At 47.6% G+C, this 15,380-nt stretch carries 17 protein-coding genes; 7 read left to right on the top strand and 10 right to left on the bottom strand.

Annotated features, from left to right (window positions below):
- Positions 1–53: 53 nt before the first annotated feature.
- From gshAB to EAT1B_RS07050, 4 genes are all read right to left on the bottom strand, one after another.
- Positions 54–2,345 (bottom strand): bifunctional glutamate--cysteine ligase GshA/glutathione synthetase GshB, encoded by a 2,292-nt coding sequence (gene gshAB, locus EAT1B_RS07065; RefSeq protein WP_012727468.1) that lies wholly within the window; start codon positions 2,343–2,345, stop codon positions 54–56.
- Positions 2,329–3,657: an MATE family efflux transporter gene (locus EAT1B_RS07060; protein ID WP_012727467.1), complete on the bottom strand. Its 1,329-nt coding sequence runs from the start codon at positions 3,655–3,657 to the stop codon at positions 2,329–2,331. The genes gshAB and EAT1B_RS07060 overlap by 17 nt, the downstream gene beginning before the upstream one ends.
- A 130-nt stretch (positions 3,658–3,787) precedes the next feature.
- The gene (locus EAT1B_RS07055; RefSeq protein WP_012727466.1) at positions 3,788–4,255 is read right to left on the bottom strand and encodes a hypothetical protein; all 468 of its coding nucleotides are present in this window, start codon (positions 4,253–4,255) and stop codon (positions 3,788–3,790) included.
- Positions 4,252–4,461, bottom strand: a complete 210-nt coding sequence (locus EAT1B_RS07050; RefSeq protein WP_012727465.1) for a helix-turn-helix transcriptional regulator — start codon at positions 4,459–4,461, stop codon at positions 4,252–4,254. Before EAT1B_RS07050 ends, EAT1B_RS07055 begins: the two co-directional genes overlap by 4 nt.
- Before the next feature lie 119 nt (positions 4,462–4,580).
- Between EAT1B_RS07050 and EAT1B_RS07045 the strand changes: the two genes are divergently transcribed.
- Entirely contained in the window at positions 4,581–5,513 is a 933-nt protein-coding gene (locus tag EAT1B_RS07045; RefSeq protein ID WP_012727464.1) for a ring-cleaving dioxygenase, read from the top strand.
- 22 nt (positions 5,514–5,535) lie between these two features.
- Here EAT1B_RS07045 and EAT1B_RS07040 read toward each other — a convergent pair whose 3' ends face one another.
- Positions 5,536–5,976 (bottom strand): Rrf2 family transcriptional regulator, encoded by a 441-nt coding sequence (locus EAT1B_RS07040; protein ID WP_012727463.1) that lies wholly within the window; start codon positions 5,974–5,976, stop codon positions 5,536–5,538.
- Positions 5,977–6,162: 186 nt separating this feature from the next.
- On the opposite strand from EAT1B_RS07040, the gene EAT1B_RS07035 reads away from it, so the two are divergent.
- Positions 6,163–7,263 (top strand): globin domain-containing protein, encoded by a 1,101-nt coding sequence (locus EAT1B_RS07035; protein WP_012727462.1) that lies wholly within the window; start codon positions 6,163–6,165, stop codon positions 7,261–7,263.
- Positions 7,264–7,304: 41 nt separating this feature from the next.
- Here EAT1B_RS07035 and EAT1B_RS07030 read toward each other — a convergent pair whose 3' ends face one another.
- From EAT1B_RS07030 to EAT1B_RS07010, 5 genes are all read right to left on the bottom strand, one after another.
- On the bottom strand, positions 7,305–7,862 hold the full coding sequence (locus tag EAT1B_RS07030) for a hypothetical protein (RefSeq protein WP_012727461.1): 558 nt from the start codon (positions 7,860–7,862) through the stop codon (positions 7,305–7,307).
- A gap of 69 nt (positions 7,863–7,931) precedes the next feature.
- Complete coding sequence (locus EAT1B_RS07025) at positions 7,932–8,345, bottom strand: DUF350 domain-containing protein (RefSeq protein ID WP_012727460.1); 414 nt, start codon at positions 8,343–8,345, stop codon at positions 7,932–7,934.
- Positions 8,342–9,571 (bottom strand): glutathionylspermidine synthase family protein, encoded by a 1,230-nt coding sequence (locus tag EAT1B_RS07020; RefSeq protein ID WP_012727459.1) that lies wholly within the window; start codon positions 9,569–9,571, stop codon positions 8,342–8,344. Before EAT1B_RS07020 ends, EAT1B_RS07025 begins: the two co-directional genes overlap by 4 nt.
- Entirely contained in the window at positions 9,568–9,936 is a 369-nt protein-coding gene (locus EAT1B_RS07015; protein ID WP_012727458.1) for a hypothetical protein, read from the bottom strand. Before EAT1B_RS07015 ends, EAT1B_RS07020 begins: the two co-directional genes overlap by 4 nt.
- Positions 9,933–10,391, bottom strand: a complete 459-nt coding sequence (locus EAT1B_RS07010; protein WP_012727457.1) for a hypothetical protein — start codon at positions 10,389–10,391, stop codon at positions 9,933–9,935. Before EAT1B_RS07010 ends, EAT1B_RS07015 begins: the two co-directional genes overlap by 4 nt.
- 106 nt (positions 10,392–10,497) lie before the next feature.
- Between EAT1B_RS07010 and EAT1B_RS07005 the strand changes: the two genes are divergently transcribed.
- From EAT1B_RS07005 to amyS, 5 genes are all read left to right on the top strand, one after another.
- Positions 10,498–11,517, top strand: a complete 1,020-nt coding sequence (locus tag EAT1B_RS07005; protein WP_012727456.1) for a potassium channel family protein — start codon at positions 10,498–10,500, stop codon at positions 11,515–11,517.
- An 11-nt stretch (positions 11,518–11,528) separates the two neighbouring features.
- On the top strand, positions 11,529–12,656 hold the full coding sequence (locus tag EAT1B_RS07000; RefSeq protein WP_012727455.1) for a YfbR-like 5'-deoxynucleotidase: 1,128 nt from the start codon (positions 11,529–11,531) through the stop codon (positions 12,654–12,656).
- Positions 12,657–12,783: 127 nt separating this feature from the next.
- The gene (locus tag EAT1B_RS06995) at positions 12,784–13,116 is read left to right on the top strand and encodes a PadR family transcriptional regulator (protein WP_012727454.1); all 333 of its coding nucleotides are present in this window, start codon (positions 12,784–12,786) and stop codon (positions 13,114–13,116) included.
- On the top strand, positions 13,113–13,640 hold the full coding sequence (locus EAT1B_RS06990) for a DUF2812 domain-containing protein (RefSeq protein WP_012727453.1): 528 nt from the start codon (positions 13,113–13,115) through the stop codon (positions 13,638–13,640). Before EAT1B_RS06995 ends, EAT1B_RS06990 begins: the two co-directional genes overlap by 4 nt.
- A gap of 175 nt (positions 13,641–13,815) precedes the next feature.
- Complete coding sequence (amyS, locus tag EAT1B_RS06985) at positions 13,816–15,357, top strand: alpha-amylase (RefSeq protein WP_369792430.1); 1,542 nt, start codon at positions 13,816–13,818, stop codon at positions 15,355–15,357.
- Positions 15,358–15,380: the final 23 nt, after the last annotated feature.

The following is a 15,380-nucleotide window of genomic DNA, read 5'->3' as shown; positions in this document are numbered from 1 at the left end:
CCGTCCTCTTATTTCGAATATTCCCAATTAGGAATATTCCGAAACAGGAATACTCAATATTTAAACAATAAATCAAGTAGCATCTCACCAATCGGTCGTTCTTTTCCTTCATAAGGAAAAGCGTGGATATGGATGGCGGGATTAAAATTCAATTCGATGATACCGTATTCGATTTGCGCATCATCGAGAGAGGGAATCATCATATCGACACCACAGATGGTTGCCCCGACTGACTTAGCGGCATCGACAGCAATACGCTTATAGATGTCAGAAATTTGATCCGTATAGTCGATACTATCTCCGCCGGTACTGATATTAGAGTTTTCGCGTAAGAAGACACGCTCATCGAGAGCGGGAATACTATCGGGGGTCTTGCCTTGAGCACGTAAAAATGAGATGACGACCTCGTCGATTTCGATTTTCTCGAGCGGTGTCTTGTATCCTTTCCCACGCAACGGGTCTTCATTTTTTGTCGCAACGAGTTGACGGATAGAAGAGGTGCCATCTCCAGTGACGTTCGCCGGGACACGATGGAGGATGCCCGCGACATCATCCCCGATGAAGAGGAAGCGATATTCTTTTCCGGGTAAGAATGTCTCAAGTAAAACGACATCATCAAACGTTTTCGCATACTGAAATGCAGACAGTGCTTCCTCATACGTCGCTCCGTCTTTAAAAATGTGAATACCGACTCCGAAGTTTGTAGACTTCGGCTTTAAGACGATGGGTTGTTTTGAAAATGAATGCCATGCCTGAGATAAATCCGATTCCTCTTGAAGTTCTACCCCTTCAGGGACACGAATGCCATTCTCTGCGAGTACAAACTTTGTCACCGTTTTATTCTCCATCATTAAGACGGAAACATAATTGTCTTTTGATGTTTTCGTTGCCTGTTTGACGTATTCTTCGTGTTTGCCGTTTCGAATCCGAATGAACTGGTCAGAACGATCGATGACATCGACACGATAACCACGTTTAATTGCGGATTTCATTAAGATTTGAGTAGACAGTTCCAGGTCGGCATAACCGTGAATGCGAAAACGATTTGCATAGGCGTCCTCATAAAAGTGTTCTGCTTGGGCGAGGGACCATGCGTGATAACCTGTCTCGATCATAATCGTCTTTAATCGGGAAGCGTACGTCCGGTCCACGTGATCAATTTTTTCGCGTATAGCGGGAAAGACATCTTCGAAGCCGAGGTCATAGTGCGAGTTGAACGAATCGATGGCGTCGAGAAGTTCTGTCGCGTACGTGTGTAAAGGTATGGCGTAACCATCTCGAGTCAATATGCTTGCGGGAGACATGCCTTCTTTGGCGACACGTTGTTGATTATTGTACGCTTCAGCTTGCCAATCGACATGAGATGTCTCCTCAGTAAAGGTCAAGTACAACAAAAACAGATGAAGGAACCGTAAATCTGAACGAGCAATTCCGGTCTTTTCAAACGGATTCAAATCGATATTGCGAATTTCAATGTAATCGATACCGTGTGCCTCGAGTTGATTTAAGTCGTTACCACCTTTCGATGTTTTCAATCGGATGGGGGAGTAGAGTTCGTTCGGATTGGCAATCTCGCCTTTGGCAATGAACCATCTTACATCATCTATATAACTAGAGAGTGTCGCATAATTTGGATAAAGTGGTTCAACATTCGTATACCCACAGTCGCTATTCCGATAGGACAATGCTTGTTTATTTGAAAAAGTGTCTACATGGAGCGCTTGCATCTGACTGACACATCGTTCTTCATAACTCGCATGAACGGCTGGTGTAGCACCGAGCAAATAGACGATGAGCCAACGCATTCGTAAATATTGACGAACTAACTTCAAATATAGGTGATCTTTGAAGTGTCGATATTGTTCAGGGGATCCTTCGTATAATGCGGATAACATCTCATCGGAAAATGAAAAGTTGAAATGGATTCCAGAAATGAGTTGTTTTTTCGCACCATATTTTTGGAGCAGATGCTCACGATAACGGCTAGCCTCTAGTCCGGACACACCAAAATCAGCGAGTGGAATCGTACCACCTTCCGGCAAGGCACATGGCATCGATTGTGGCCAAAGGCGTTCATCGCCTATGTTGAGCGCCGTAATATCGTAAAGCGTTTCTAAGAAATGATGTGCCGCCTCAATCGTCGGAAACGTCGGGGTGACAAGCTCAATTTGACTTTCAGAAAAGTCGGTCGTGATGTATGGATGTGTCGCTTTATGACCGAGTGCTTTTGGATGCTTCGTAACAGCTAGTGTGCCTTCTGACGTGACTCGTAACATTTCTCGCTCGATGGCAAATTTTCCACTTGTGATGAGATGGTGGGGTAGTTGATTAAACTGCTTCTGCAAGGGAAATCACTTCCTTTTTCGTTAGTCGGACAAAGAGGGCAGAGACAAGCCCTTTTGTGATACTTGAGATGGCGATACTCCACCAGATAGCATCGATTCCGAGATAAGGCTCAAGAAAAAATGCGAGCGGGATACGGGCCACTGTGAAAATAATCGAGATGGTCGCGGGGATTTTCGGTAATCCGAGTCCTGAGAAGTATCCGTTTCCGATCATTTCAATCGATGAGAAGACGAGCGAAATGCCGATAATTCGCAAGTAGCTCGCCCCAATTTCGATGGTTCGAACGTCATCGACGAATAGACCAATGAGTAAATCTGGGACGAATAAAAAGAACAACATAATGAATCCTGTGTAAACCATCCCGAGTCGGGTCGTTACCCGGTAACCTTCATAAACACGATCTACTTTTCGTGCCCCGAGGTTTTGACCGGTATAGCTAGCCATTGCTCCGTTCAAGCCACCAATCATCATGTAGGCAATCGATTCGATTTGAAGTCCGATGCGTTGTGCCGCAATCGCTTCCGTCCCGTATGAGCCAATCATGCGGGCAAGAAAAATACTGATTACCGTGAACAAAATCCGTTGGGTTGCCATCGGAAAACCAAGACGGATGATTTCTTTATAGTCAGTTCGAGTCGGCTGAACGACTTCATCCCAATTGAATAATGTACGAGCGCGGTGCCAAAACAATCCGAACATCATGACGTTGGCGACAAGTGTTGCAAGAGCAGCCCCGATCACACCGAGTTGGAATGGATAAATGAAAATCGGGGAGAGAATCATATTGAGGATGACACCTGTCGCATTGATTCGCATCGCTGTTGTCGTATTGCCATATGCACTGAATAGACGAGCAAACAGCAAATTAAAGAAAGAAAAGATGAGCATCGGGGCGCTGACGAACAAATATTCATACGCAAGCTGCTCCACAGCGAGGGCACCCATATTCAAAAAGCCGATGAATGTATGACCGAACATAATTAGTAGTGAGGCGTACGAAAGACCAAGTGTTAGATTCAGACGCCTGCTGGCCCGGACATGACGCTGAACCGAATTGAGGTCACGTCTCCCAACAGCTTGTGATACTTTGATGCCGGCGCCAACGACAATCAACGATTGAATCGCCTGTCCGAGCATGATATAAAAACTAGCTGCACCGATACTTGCCACAGCATCGCTCCCGAGCGCACCGACCCAAAACATGTCGACGAGACTATACGTAAATTGTAATAACGAGCTACCGACGAGCGGAAGGGCAAGAGCCAGAATGACGCGTTGCACGTTTCCAATCGTCAAATCAACGGTTTTCACAAAGCAAGACTCCTTACATTCTTTATATAACCATTTAGTTATATATAAGCACGGTGTAATAGAATTGGCAATCATGATAGCCGAATCGATGAAAAATGGACACAAAAAAAAGGAATTCGTGATGAATTCCTTAATGTCGATAGCCGCGAATCCAGGTCGTCATATAAACGAGTGTCGCGATGATCAATGTAGAAGCAAGGGCGTATATTGGATAGGCAGGGAGCGTCTCTTCAAATAACGGATAGAACATGAACGATCCCATAAGGATTGGGACTGAAATGCCGAACGAGACGTAGGCAGCTTTTGTCGCTTTCGCTGTGATGATTTGTTCACGCTCATCGACCTCACTGAACTCTGTCATCCGGACGGACCATTGGGCAAAGCTCAACTGTTTATTCGGTCGGGTGTTAAACGAATAGACTGTCCAAACGATGCCAAAAACAACGAGTAAAAGTAGTGGGAGTAGATTAAATTCAACTAAGAATCGGTCAGACTCGATGACTGTTTTCGACATATCAGATAAAAACGAACTGAATAGAAAAGCCATCAGGACATACAGGATGATACTTGAAATAGATTGAATGACGACATGTTTCATTGTGATTCCTCCTCGATTGTAAATATAGATTCGACCGGTTCCTCAAACACCCTTGCGATGTGCATCGCCAGCATGAGCGACGGCGTGTAGCTGCCTTTCTCGAGCGAGATGATCGTCTGTCTCGTCACACCAACTTTTTCGGCCAGGTCACCTTGGGTTAACTGGTGCCGGGCACGCAGTTCTTTCACGCGGTTGATCAATGGCATCGTGCCACCTCATTTCTAGTTTCTACCACTAGTGTAAAACAAACTTTACATAATGTAAAGAGGACTTTACTCATTTGGGGATGATACAATAACGATATAGTCGAAAGGGGAGATGAGGGATGAAGGTGATTAGTGGACAACATCACGTGTCAGCGATGACCGGGGATGCTAAGAAGAACTTGCGATTCTACACGGAAATACTAGGGATGCGGCTCGTCAAAAAGACGGTTAACCAGGATGACCCATCGATGTATCACTTGTTCTATGCAGACGAGACGGGTACGCCTGGAACCGATTTGACGTTCTTTGAGTTACCGTTTCTCGGACAGACGTATCGAGGGTCAAGCAGTATTTCCCGGACAGCACTCAGGGTGCCGGATGGAGCGCTCGCGTACTGGCAGGAGCGTTTTGACGCGTTCGATGTATCTTACGGAGAAATCGAGTCGGTTTTAGGAAGGACGACCCTTTCGTTCGAAGATCATGAGGGTCAACGTCTCTGTCTTGTAGAAGGAGGGAGCGGGACACCTTGGAGCAAAGGTCCAGTGCCAACGGACCTCGGTATCTTCGGTCTCGGATTCAGTGAATGGACAGTACGGCGGATTGACAAGACGGCACGGGTGCTGACAGAAGTGCTTGGCTATCGATATGTAACGACATTTGAACGGGATGGACATGACGTGCGTGTCTTTGAGACGGGCGAGGGTGGTGTGGCAACAGAGATTCATCTCGTCAATCGGCCGGATTTGCCATCGGAACGACCAGGGCGAGGGAGTGTGCATCATGTGGCGATTCGAGTGGAAGAAACAGACGATATGACGCAGTGGATCGAGAAGCTTGACGCACATGGAATCAGCCACTCTGGTCTTATTGACCGTTACTATTTTCAGTCGATTTACTTCCGCGAACCGAGCGGAATCTTAGTGGAACTGGCAACAGATGAACCGGGATTTGCGATGGATGAATCGCTTGAGAGACTCGGAGAGCGATTAGCCTTGCCTCCGTTTCTTGAGTCAAAGCGAGCAGAAATCGAATCAAAACTAAAGTCTTTGTAAGCGGAAAATCCGACGGACCATTTCAGTCCGTCGGGTTTTGTACGCCTAATAACATGGCGAGTTCGTTCGTTCGGTTGACGACGAGATCCGCAATCGTGTAACGATCGAGTACATGAAGAAACGCCAGCATGGCTTCATTCAAAACACCTCGTAAATCACAGGCAGGTGCGATGACGCATCGGCCTTCCCCGAAGCATTCCACGAGTTCGAACGGTTCCATCGTCCGAACGACTTCCCCTACATTGATGTCATCCATCGGTCGTGCGAGTCGAAAGCCGCCGCCTCGACCACGCACCGATTCCAAATAACCATGTTTCCCAAGCTCATATACGACCTTCATGACATGGTTTTTGGAGATGTTATATTGGTCTGCCACTTCTTGAATCGTGACGAGCCGATGTGAAAACGTAGCGCTATACATCAACGTTCGCAGTGCGTAGTCACATGTTTGCGTGAGTCTCATCCATCATCACCTCTCGTTTCATTGTACAAGACAATCCAAAAAAGTGCGATTCGAACAAATGTGAAAGGGTGATGGCGAAAATAAGTCAGAAACGTGAAATCTACTTTAAACAAGTATTTAATATATTGCTTTAAAGTGACTTGACTCACATAATGAACGTGTACAAAACAAAAGGGGGAAATTCACATGTTAGATCAACAAACGATTGAGATTGTAAAGGCGACGGCACCAGTTTTGAAAGAAAATGGTGTGACGATCACGAAGCATTTTTATCAACGAATGTTTGAACAAAATCCAGAAGTTCGTCACTTCTTCAACCATACGAACCAAAAGCGAGGACGTCAGCCGGAAGCACTCGCGAACGCGGTCTATGCGGCTGCGCTTCATATCGACCGACTCGAAGCGATTCTTCCTGCCATCCAACCAGCACTTCATAAACATAAAAGTTTGAACATCCGCCCGGAGCATTATCCGATCGTTGGTGAGAACTTGCTTGCGGCGATTCAAGACGTACTCGGTGAAGCTGCAACACCTGACATCATCGATGCATGGGCAAAAGCTTACGGTGTGATTGCCGATGTCTTCATCTCACTCGAGAAAAAAATGTATGATGACGCGCCATGGGTCGGATTCAAACCGTTCGTCATCGAAGAAATCATAGTAGATACACCTGAAGTGAAACGATTCCGTCTCGTCGCGAAAGATGGAGTTATTGGCACAGCCATCCCAGGACAATATGTCTCGGTTCAAGCGCGCATTGCAGGAGAGGACATCCTACATCACCGTCAATATAGTGTCATCGAGACGACAGAAGACGGCTACTGGATTGCGCCGAAAGCGGAGGGACTCGTCTCAAACTGGCTTCATGAGCAGACGGTCGGAACAGAAGTCCCGATGAGCGCACCAGCAGGAGAATTCATCCTTGAAACGTCTGAACGTCCGCTCACACTCATCGCGGGAGGAATCGGGATTACGCCCCTCTTCAACATGGCGAAGACGGCACTCGAACAAGGACGTCCTGTCACGTTATTGCACGCGGTTCGGAGTATGGACCTTCGTCCACTCGGAGACGAACTCGATGAACTCGTGAAGGAAGGGCTTCATCTGCTCACACATGCAGATGACGTATCGGGTTGCATGAATAAGTCACACCTTGAGGAACTTGATGTGGAAGGGCATGATGTTTATACGTGCGGACCGAATGCGATGATGGAAACGGTCGTTCGCGCTATTCCACAGGCACGATATGAATTTTTCGGGCCGTCTGGAGTTCTTGCGACTAACTAAAAAAGACGACTGGAAAAAGTCGTCTTGATGCACAATATAGGTTATTCCGTGAGTTTACTTGAATGTATGACTTGTTTGTTGGCATCCAATGTTTCAAGTGACCACGAACCATCTGACGGTCGTGATGTTTCAATGACATATGTCATGGTGTAGCTTTCAATTTCGGGATCGTTGACAAGAAAATCTTTTGAGACATCGTCACCGTTTAACCGTAAATAGACGACATCTTCCGGTCGCTCTTTAAGGTGAACACCGATGTACTCCATGTCTTCAACTCGAAGGATGACGAAATCAAAAGGCTGATTCGGCTCTGTTTGTTTCGTGACAGACCCTAAGTTCCCTGTTTCGACATCAATCTCAGCTAGACCGATGACGGAGCGGTCTTCATTTGTGTAAAAAGAGAGAACGGACTGTTCCATATTATGAATTTCAAACGTATACCAATTGTTCGTCGTCATATAATGATTCATTTCTTTTTCGGCATTTTCGTATGAGTCACCAGCCTGAATGTTAGTGTAGGTGTAAAGTCCGACACCGACTGCGATGGCTACGATGATGAGACCGGAAACGATTGTGAGTAAGATGATTCGCTTCGACATGATTGTTCCTCCTGACTTTTATAAATACGAACACCCCATGCTTCGCAAATGCGTGCATGGGGTGTTTGATTAGTACGTCAAGCTCGCGGCGACGATGATCCCGACGACGAGTGATGCGGCGAACAAGCTGAAACCGATGGCCATGTTGCCATTCTCGACTTCTTTTTCTAAATTCACGCCTGGTGTAAGGATGTATTCAAACGTCCAGAACGCCAATACTTGGGCGGCGATACCGACGAGTCCCCAGATGAACGCATCGAGCAAGTTGACGCTGTTCGCCCAGACTGTATAAATGACGATGGCGAGTCCTAGTGCTTTCCCCCAAAGTTTCAACGCGACAGCCATGTTGCCTTCTTTGATTAACTTGCGTTCCGAATATTTGGTCGTTAGTGCGAAGATGATGAGTCCCGCGAGAATGAGACCGAATCCTGTCCCGAGGTGGGCCAGGAAGCTTAAGATTGAATCGAGTGTGATGAATGTCATGAGTTCGTCTCCTTTTGTATAGGTGTGCCAACGGCTAAGTAATAAGATTGGTTGTTCGTGATCATGCTGCCGGCGCGGACGCCGAGTGCGGATGGGTGTCCGTTCAAGCAAAAACATCCGATCATGTAATGTGTCTCCATACGACCTTTGACGGTTGTCGTCATCCGTGTCGGGAGTTCGATGAACTGTTGGTACACGGCCGTTTCTTCCGCATACGTTTGTAATGTTTCGCGATGAAACGGTTTGCCATCTTTCGTATACAAGATGACGGAGTCCCCTTCACGTCCGAATGCCGGCTTTTTGACATAGTCCGATTCACCGAAAAACGGTGTGTCTTCTAAGTAAGTCGGTAAAAAATATGTTCCGATGATGTCGCGCTCGGCTTGATCGAATAGTGTCTCCGTCTCATACAATTCCCAAATCAGCGCCTGTACGCCTTTCGATTGCATGAGAAACGCAGAGAGGGGATTGAGCAGTGACACGTATTTTTGTTGATCGAGTTCAAGTAACCGAATGCCAATCAAGTCTCCGTCTGGAGCCCGGTCGTCCACAAGGTGCTCAATCGGATATGTTTGGCGATATAAGATGTCAACTCGCTCACCCGATGGTGTGTAGACGCCGTCTTCGTCGACGAGTAAAGTGTGCAACGGTACGAATTCAGACGGTACGTCGAGCGTTTCTTGTAAAAATCGTGCCGTCCACTTGTCTTCGATGTTATCGTCATGTGCCGTAAAAACGATTTTCGGTGTGCCTTCTCGTTTGAGTCGATTCCACGCGGCGACGATCGCTTTCCGCAGCTCAATTTTCAGTTGGGGGGTGGCTTCCCTGTTCGGGTCGAGTAGACCGAACTCGGAAGCGACCACGCCGTTCACATCAAATAGCTCCTTAATGAAGGTCGGCGTATCTGCATTGAACTCCATCAACTTGAGTTGATCATCTTTCATGATCCAGTCGTAACGACCGATGATCGTCTCCTGCGGTATCGTCTTCTCCCGTAAGAACGGCAGACTCGCCTCAGGGTAACCGAGCAGTCGGAGCGTTTCGTCAGGTAGGGTGCGTAATAGTTGATTCGTCTTCCGAAAAATCGAGTCAACCGCCTCGGTTGCCTCTCGGATAGAGGCAACCTGCGAGGCGGTCATCTCAAAACAATCATATAAGGCATATTCTTCATCGTTTAAATCGGGCCAAAAATAAGGGATTTGACTGTAAAGTTCGTCACGCGTCATCCGCCGAATCCACCTTTAGAGCCACTGCCGAGTCCAGATTTTGACGATCCTGAATTTGAGCCGTTCGATACGGCACCGGTCGCACCACCGTTGGCTTTGTACGTCTTATACGACGAAGAGCTCTTCAACGCATTTTTTGAGCGGAACAGGCTACCGAGTAAGAAGTAGCTACCATAGTGCGGAGAGCGGTCGTCGTCACAATAATACGACTCGGTCTCGTCATCCCAGTCCCAATCGTCACATTCGTATCCGGTCGGTTCTTCCGGGAGTGCCGCCTCTTCATATTCATCCCCACCGCACGCGGCAAGGGAAGTGGTCAATACCGCAACGGATAGTCCGCTTAAAATTTTCTTGCTTGTCTTCATGTTGATTCCTCCAATTCATAACCAGTCGGTGTGACGTAGATAACATACACACCACGATCTTCATCTGTTTCTGCTGAATCGCGCTCATATTCTTTACCGGCGACATACAAGTATTGGCTTCCGAGCATGGCGAGTGCATCGAGGTGGCGGTCGACGTAATAGGCTTCGAGTAATGGGTTGTCAAACCGGTCGTCGAGCGTGCGGATTTCGACTTTGATGTCGCTCGTTTCGTGCTTGTCCATCGGTCCCTCTGTATAGCGATCGACATAAATTAAAAAGTATTGATCGCCTTCAAGGGCAGACGAGCGTTGTTTGTAGGTCATGCCGTCTTTGACGAAAAACTCACATTCACGACGAGCTAGCACTTCGTCTAAGCCGAGAGACGTGTAATGGTATAGTGGTTCGAACGATAATTCATTTTTATAGAGACGATACTCTAAGACGATGGAGTTCATAAGTCAGTCCTTCCTTTTTTCTTCTTATACGGAATCACCATCAAAATGGTTTCGTGAATCTTTTTGTGGTTACGTTTAGTATATAAGAGAGAAGGAGGGGGAAACAGTGCATATCTTATTTCGTGTGTGGAAAGGGTTAGCGAAATTATCATTTTTGAATGTCGTCTTAGCTTCGATTGGCATCATTATCTTAGGAACCGTGCTCGGGTATGTGTTAGAACCAGAGACATTCGGATCATTATTTGATTCGTTCTGGTGGACGATGACGACATTGACGACCGTCGGATATGGGGACTTTTATCCGTCCTCCGTGGCAGGGCGATGGCTCGGGATATTCTTATTCCTATTCGGGATTGGGATTATCGGGGCGTTGATTGGAAAATTGGTTGAAATCGGTGCGACGTTTCAACGGCTAAAACGGGAGGGAAGACTAGTGTATCGTGGAGAAGGACATTATGTGTATATCGGGTGGTCCCCGAAGACGAAGAAAGCAATCGATGAAGTGCTTAACTACGAACCGAAAGCAGAGATCGTATTGATTGATCAGTTAGTTGAGGAACCGTACGTGCACGATCAAGTTCACTTCGTATCAGGCGATGCTTCGGATGAAGCGGTATTGCTGCAAGCAAACGTCTTGAAGGCGCGACGCGTCGCGATTTTTGCGGATGCCCGTATCACGGAGACGTTACTCGCCGATGGGAAGTCGTTATTGATTGCGTCAGCGGTCGAGGCACTCTCTTCTGAGTATCAGGTGGACTTGCACACGGTCGTCGAAGTGTGTGAAGAAAGAAATATCTCGAAATTCAAACACGTCCGCGTCGACGATTTTATTTTAGCGAACGACTCGGTCTCCCTCTTGATGGCAAAAGCGACGTTACAACCTGGAACGACAGCAATTTTCCGTCAGTTGTTGAGCAAACAGTCAGGTGGGAACATTCAAGCGTTGAAACCAAAAGTCGAGTGGCTGAATGTTCGACAAGCAAATACAGCGTTACTTGAATCAGGGGTGACACTCATCGCGGTCAATGACCGCTTGGATGTGGCGATGATGCTCGATTTGCCGCTTCAGGAAACAGACATGTTATATGTCGTCTGTCATGACGATGTATTTGAACGATTATCTTAAGGAGTGAAACCATGCATAACGGAACGTTTATCCGAAAGATGACACGCATGCAAAACGTGCAACGGTGGGATGAATATGCCCCCCATTATCATGATAACGCAGCGAGTCATAGCTTTCGTGTCGCGGTCTTTAGCTTGATCGCGGCTTATGTGGAAAAAGAGAACGGACGTGAAGTCGATTTGCTTGATTTACTCGGGAAAGCCATTTTCCACGACATGAATGAAGTCCAGACGGGCCCGATCATGCACCGGACGAAAAAAGAACCGACCTTGATCGGTCACATCGAGCGTATGGAACGAACAGCGAGTCTCGGTCTTGTCGAGCTGCTGTCGCAATCATTACGTCCTCACTTTCATCGTTTCGTGGTGGAAGCGGAAGATGATTCGTTCGAAGGTCGAATCGTGGACGGGATTGATTCGTTCGATGCGATGTTGTTCGTGCGACGAGAAGTCGCGCACGGCTCTCCGCACTTTGATGACAAGCTAGAAGAGATGAAAGCCGCACTCCGACATCATCCGATTGATTCGGTCCGCTGGCTGTTCGACCAGGTCGAGGCAGAAACGGATGTGTTGCGATTCATCGAGAACGTCATGCGGATGGATAGTGTCCGTCGCTGGAAAGGTCGCTTTAACACGATTGACGACAACGATGCGATTCATGGTTTCCGGGCTGCCGCGCTCGGTACGTTCAGTGGGCTCTTAGAGCGTGAGAAGTACGACGTCGATGTCGATGTCGCCGAACTCGTGGCTCGTCTTCTCTGTCACGATTTAGTTGAAGGGGTGACCGGAGACGTACTCGGTCCGGTCAAACATTCGACGCAAGAGACAGGGGCTGCATTCGAGGCATACGAGCGGGCAGAGAGTGAACGTCTTCTCGGATTGTTGCCGAAATATATGCAACCGGCGTTCCGTCGATATATGGCCGACTCGAAAGACGATACGTATGAGGGAATGCTCGTCGACATGATGGACAAGCTCGATGCGCTCATCAAGATGAACATGGAGCGGAAGATGAACGGGGCCGAGTATGAGGTCACGTATCGCGAGCAACTTCGTAAAGTCCAGATGCGTTATGAGAATCCAAGCATGATTTTCTTCCTCGCCTATATTTTGCACGACCTGGATTACGTCACAAGCTAAATGAATTCACAGAGAAGTCGCGAACTTAGTGGTTCGCGGCTTTTTATATCATTTATTGACATATATCATTTAACGATATATACTCAATGTAAGAAATGTATCATTCAATGATATAGGAGGTAGAGAGATGCCACGAACGGACTCATTAGAGTTAGGGGAACTGACGGATAGCATGTTTTATATCTTGTTGGCGCTCACGACACCGCGTCATGGCTATTTGGTCATGCAATTTGTCGAAGAGACCACGCGAGGGCGAATGCAGATTGGTCCTGCGTCGATGTATACGATCATCAAAAAGTTGTTGAACGCTGAACTGATCGAACCGATGGACGGGGATGGAAAGAAAAAGAACTATCGAATCACGAATAAAGGTCGCTCGATTTTAACGGATGATGTGAAGAGACGACAGGCGATGGTCGAAGATGCCTGTGCCATTTTGGATATGGAGGGATCACGATGAGACAAAAGTATATGTCGAGCTGGGGATTGGCGTTTGCCGAAGAGCGTGAGATGCGAAAACTAGAACGAATGGCGGCGAAGGGTTGGCATTTGAAGAAGTTTGCTCCGCTAGGTTACACGCTCGTTGAAGGGGAACCAGAAGACGTTCAGTATAGTTTGGACTATCGTACTCGTCCGGACGAAGACTACTTTGACCTGTTTGCGTCGAGCGGGTGGCAACATGTCACATCGACCGGGGATGAGATTCATATTTTCAAAGGAAATCGAGATGCCAAGCCGATTTACTCGGATGTCGAAACAACAGAGGAGAAATATCATGACATGGAGCGTCAGATGGGAAGGGCTGCGCTCATCCTGGGTATTTTATGGATCGCCCTCTTTTCGTTGTTTCAGTTTGATTGGCCAATCGTCGTCGAGACGATATTGATTGGGGTTCAACTACTCGTGACGATTGGTCTCGTGTTTACGGGACTTCCGTACATCGGCTACCGTTTCAAACGAAAACGAATTAGTCGGGAAGGATGACTAGGCGGATGGCACAAGCCATCCGTCTTTGTTTCGTTCGACTGAACTATTCGAACGGAAAATAGTTAGGGAGTGAGAACTGTTTTTGGACATCGGTCTATGCAACAAAATCAAAATCCTTCACAATAATTAATGCAAGCGCTTTCATTAATTATTTGAGGAGGAATGAAGGATGTTGAAGAAACGACAAGGGATTGCCGTCCTGGCCGGAGTGACATCGATTGCACTGCTTTCAGGGCAACCGGTCGCACAGGCAGCGACCCCACAGAACGGTACGATGATGCAATATTTTGAATGGTACGTTCCAAACGATGGGCAACACTGGAACCGACTCTCGAATGATTCGCAGCATTTGAAAGACATCGGGATCTCCACGGTTTGGATTCCGCCAGCGTATAAAGGGACGTCTCAAAATGATGTCGGATACGGGGCGTATGATTTGTATGATTTAGGAGAGTTCAATCAAAAAGGGACGACTCGGACGAAGTATGGAACGAAAGCGCAGCTACAGTCGGCAATCTCGAACTTACGCGGGAAAGGGATTGGCGTATATGGGGATGTCGTCATGAACCATAAGGGCGGAGCGGATTATACCGAGTCCGTTCAAGCGGTCGAGGTCAATCCTTCTAACCGAAATCAAGAGACGTCTGGGGAATATGCCATTTCCGCCTGGACGGGATTCAACTTTGCGGGCCGCAACAATACATACTCGCCGTTCAAGTGGCGTTGGTATCACTTTGACGGGACTGACTGGGATCAGTCACGGAGTTTGAGCCGTATCTACAAATTCAAGAGCACGGGTAAAGCATGGGACAGTGAAGTGTCCGGGGAGAACGGAAATTATGACTACTTGATGTACGCCGATGTCGATTTTGAGCATCCGGAAGTACGTCAGGAGATGAAAAACTGGGGGAAATGGTACGCAGATTCACTCGGATTGGACGGCTTCCGACTTGATGCGGTGAAGCATATCAATCATTCATACTTAAAGGAATGGGTGACGAGTGTCCGTCAGGCAACCGGGAAAGAGATGTTCACTGTTGCGGAGTATTGGAAGAATGACTTAGGGGCCATCAATGATTACTTGGCGAAGACGGGCTACACTCATTCCGTATTCGATGTACCACTCCATTACAATTTCCAAGCGGCAGGGAACGGCGGCGGTTACTATGACATGCGGAACATCCTAAAAGGCACGGTCGTCGAGCAGCATCCTACACTCGCTGTCACCATTGTCGACAACCATGACTCACAACCAGGGCAGTCACTGGAATCAACGGTCGCGAATTGGTTCAAACCGCTCGCCTATGCGACCATCATGACACGCGGTCAAGGATATCCAGCACTCTTCTACGGAGATTATTATGGAACGAAAGGGACGACGAACCGTGAAATCCCGAATATGTCAGCGTCGCTTCAGCCGATTTTGAAAGCGCGTAAAGATTTCGCCTACGGTACACAACATGACTACATCAATCACCAAGACGTCATCGGGTGGACTCGTGAAGGGGTGACGGACCGTACGAAGTCAGGTCTTGCGACGATTTTGTCGGACGGACCAGGCGGGTCGAAATGGATGTATGTCGGGAAGCAGAACGCGGGAGAAGTATGGAAAGACATGACCGGCAACAATGGTCGTCTCGTGACGATCAATGCGGACGGTTGGGGCGAGTTCTTCGTCAATGGCGGCTCGGTTTCCATCTATACGCAACAATGAACTCAGGTAGACTTGTCTCTAGC

Origin of the sequence: Exiguobacterium sp. AT1b (genome assembly GCF_000023045.1) — a bacterium.
Classification (GTDB): Bacteria; Bacillota; Bacilli; order Exiguobacteriales; family Exiguobacteriaceae; genus Exiguobacterium.
This window is presented reverse-complemented; position numbering and strand designations above follow the sequence as displayed.

Coding starts and splice junctions, on each gene's coding strand:
- EAT1B_RS07020 (WP_012727459.1), bottom strand. CDS start 9,571: ATGACGCGTGACGAACTTTACAGTCAAATCCCTTATTTTTGGCCCGAT.
- EAT1B_RS06990 (WP_012727453.1), top strand. CDS start 13,113: ATGAGACAAAAGTATATGTCGAGCTGGGGATTGGCGTTTGCCGAAGAG.
- EAT1B_RS07050 (WP_012727465.1), bottom strand. CDS start 4,461: ATGCCATTGATCAACCGCGTGAAAGAACTGCGTGCCCGGCACCAGTTA.
- EAT1B_RS07030 (WP_012727461.1), bottom strand. CDS start 7,862: ATGTCGAAGCGAATCATCTTACTCACAATCGTTTCCGGTCTCATCATC.
- EAT1B_RS07055 (WP_012727466.1), bottom strand. CDS start 4,255: ATGAAACATGTCGTCATTCAATCTATTTCAAGTATCATCCTGTATGTC.
- EAT1B_RS07000 (WP_012727455.1), top strand. CDS start 11,529: ATGCATAACGGAACGTTTATCCGAAAGATGACACGCATGCAAAACGTG.
- EAT1B_RS06995 (WP_012727454.1), top strand. CDS start 12,784: ATGCCACGAACGGACTCATTAGAGTTAGGGGAACTGACGGATAGCATG.
- EAT1B_RS07015 (WP_012727458.1), bottom strand. CDS start 9,936: ATGAAGACAAGCAAGAAAATTTTAAGCGGACTATCCGTTGCGGTATTG.
- EAT1B_RS07035 (WP_012727462.1), top strand. CDS start 6,163: ATGTTAGATCAACAAACGATTGAGATTGTAAAGGCGACGGCACCAGTT.
- EAT1B_RS07025 (WP_012727460.1), bottom strand. CDS start 8,345: ATGACATTCATCACACTCGATTCAATCTTAAGCTTCCTGGCCCACCTC.
- EAT1B_RS07040 (WP_012727463.1), bottom strand. CDS start 5,976: ATGAGACTCACGCAAACATGTGACTACGCACTGCGAACGTTGATGTAT.
- EAT1B_RS07010 (WP_012727457.1), bottom strand. CDS start 10,391: ATGAACTCCATCGTCTTAGAGTATCGTCTCTATAAAAATGAATTATCG.
- EAT1B_RS07045 (WP_012727464.1), top strand. CDS start 4,581: ATGAAGGTGATTAGTGGACAACATCACGTGTCAGCGATGACCGGGGAT.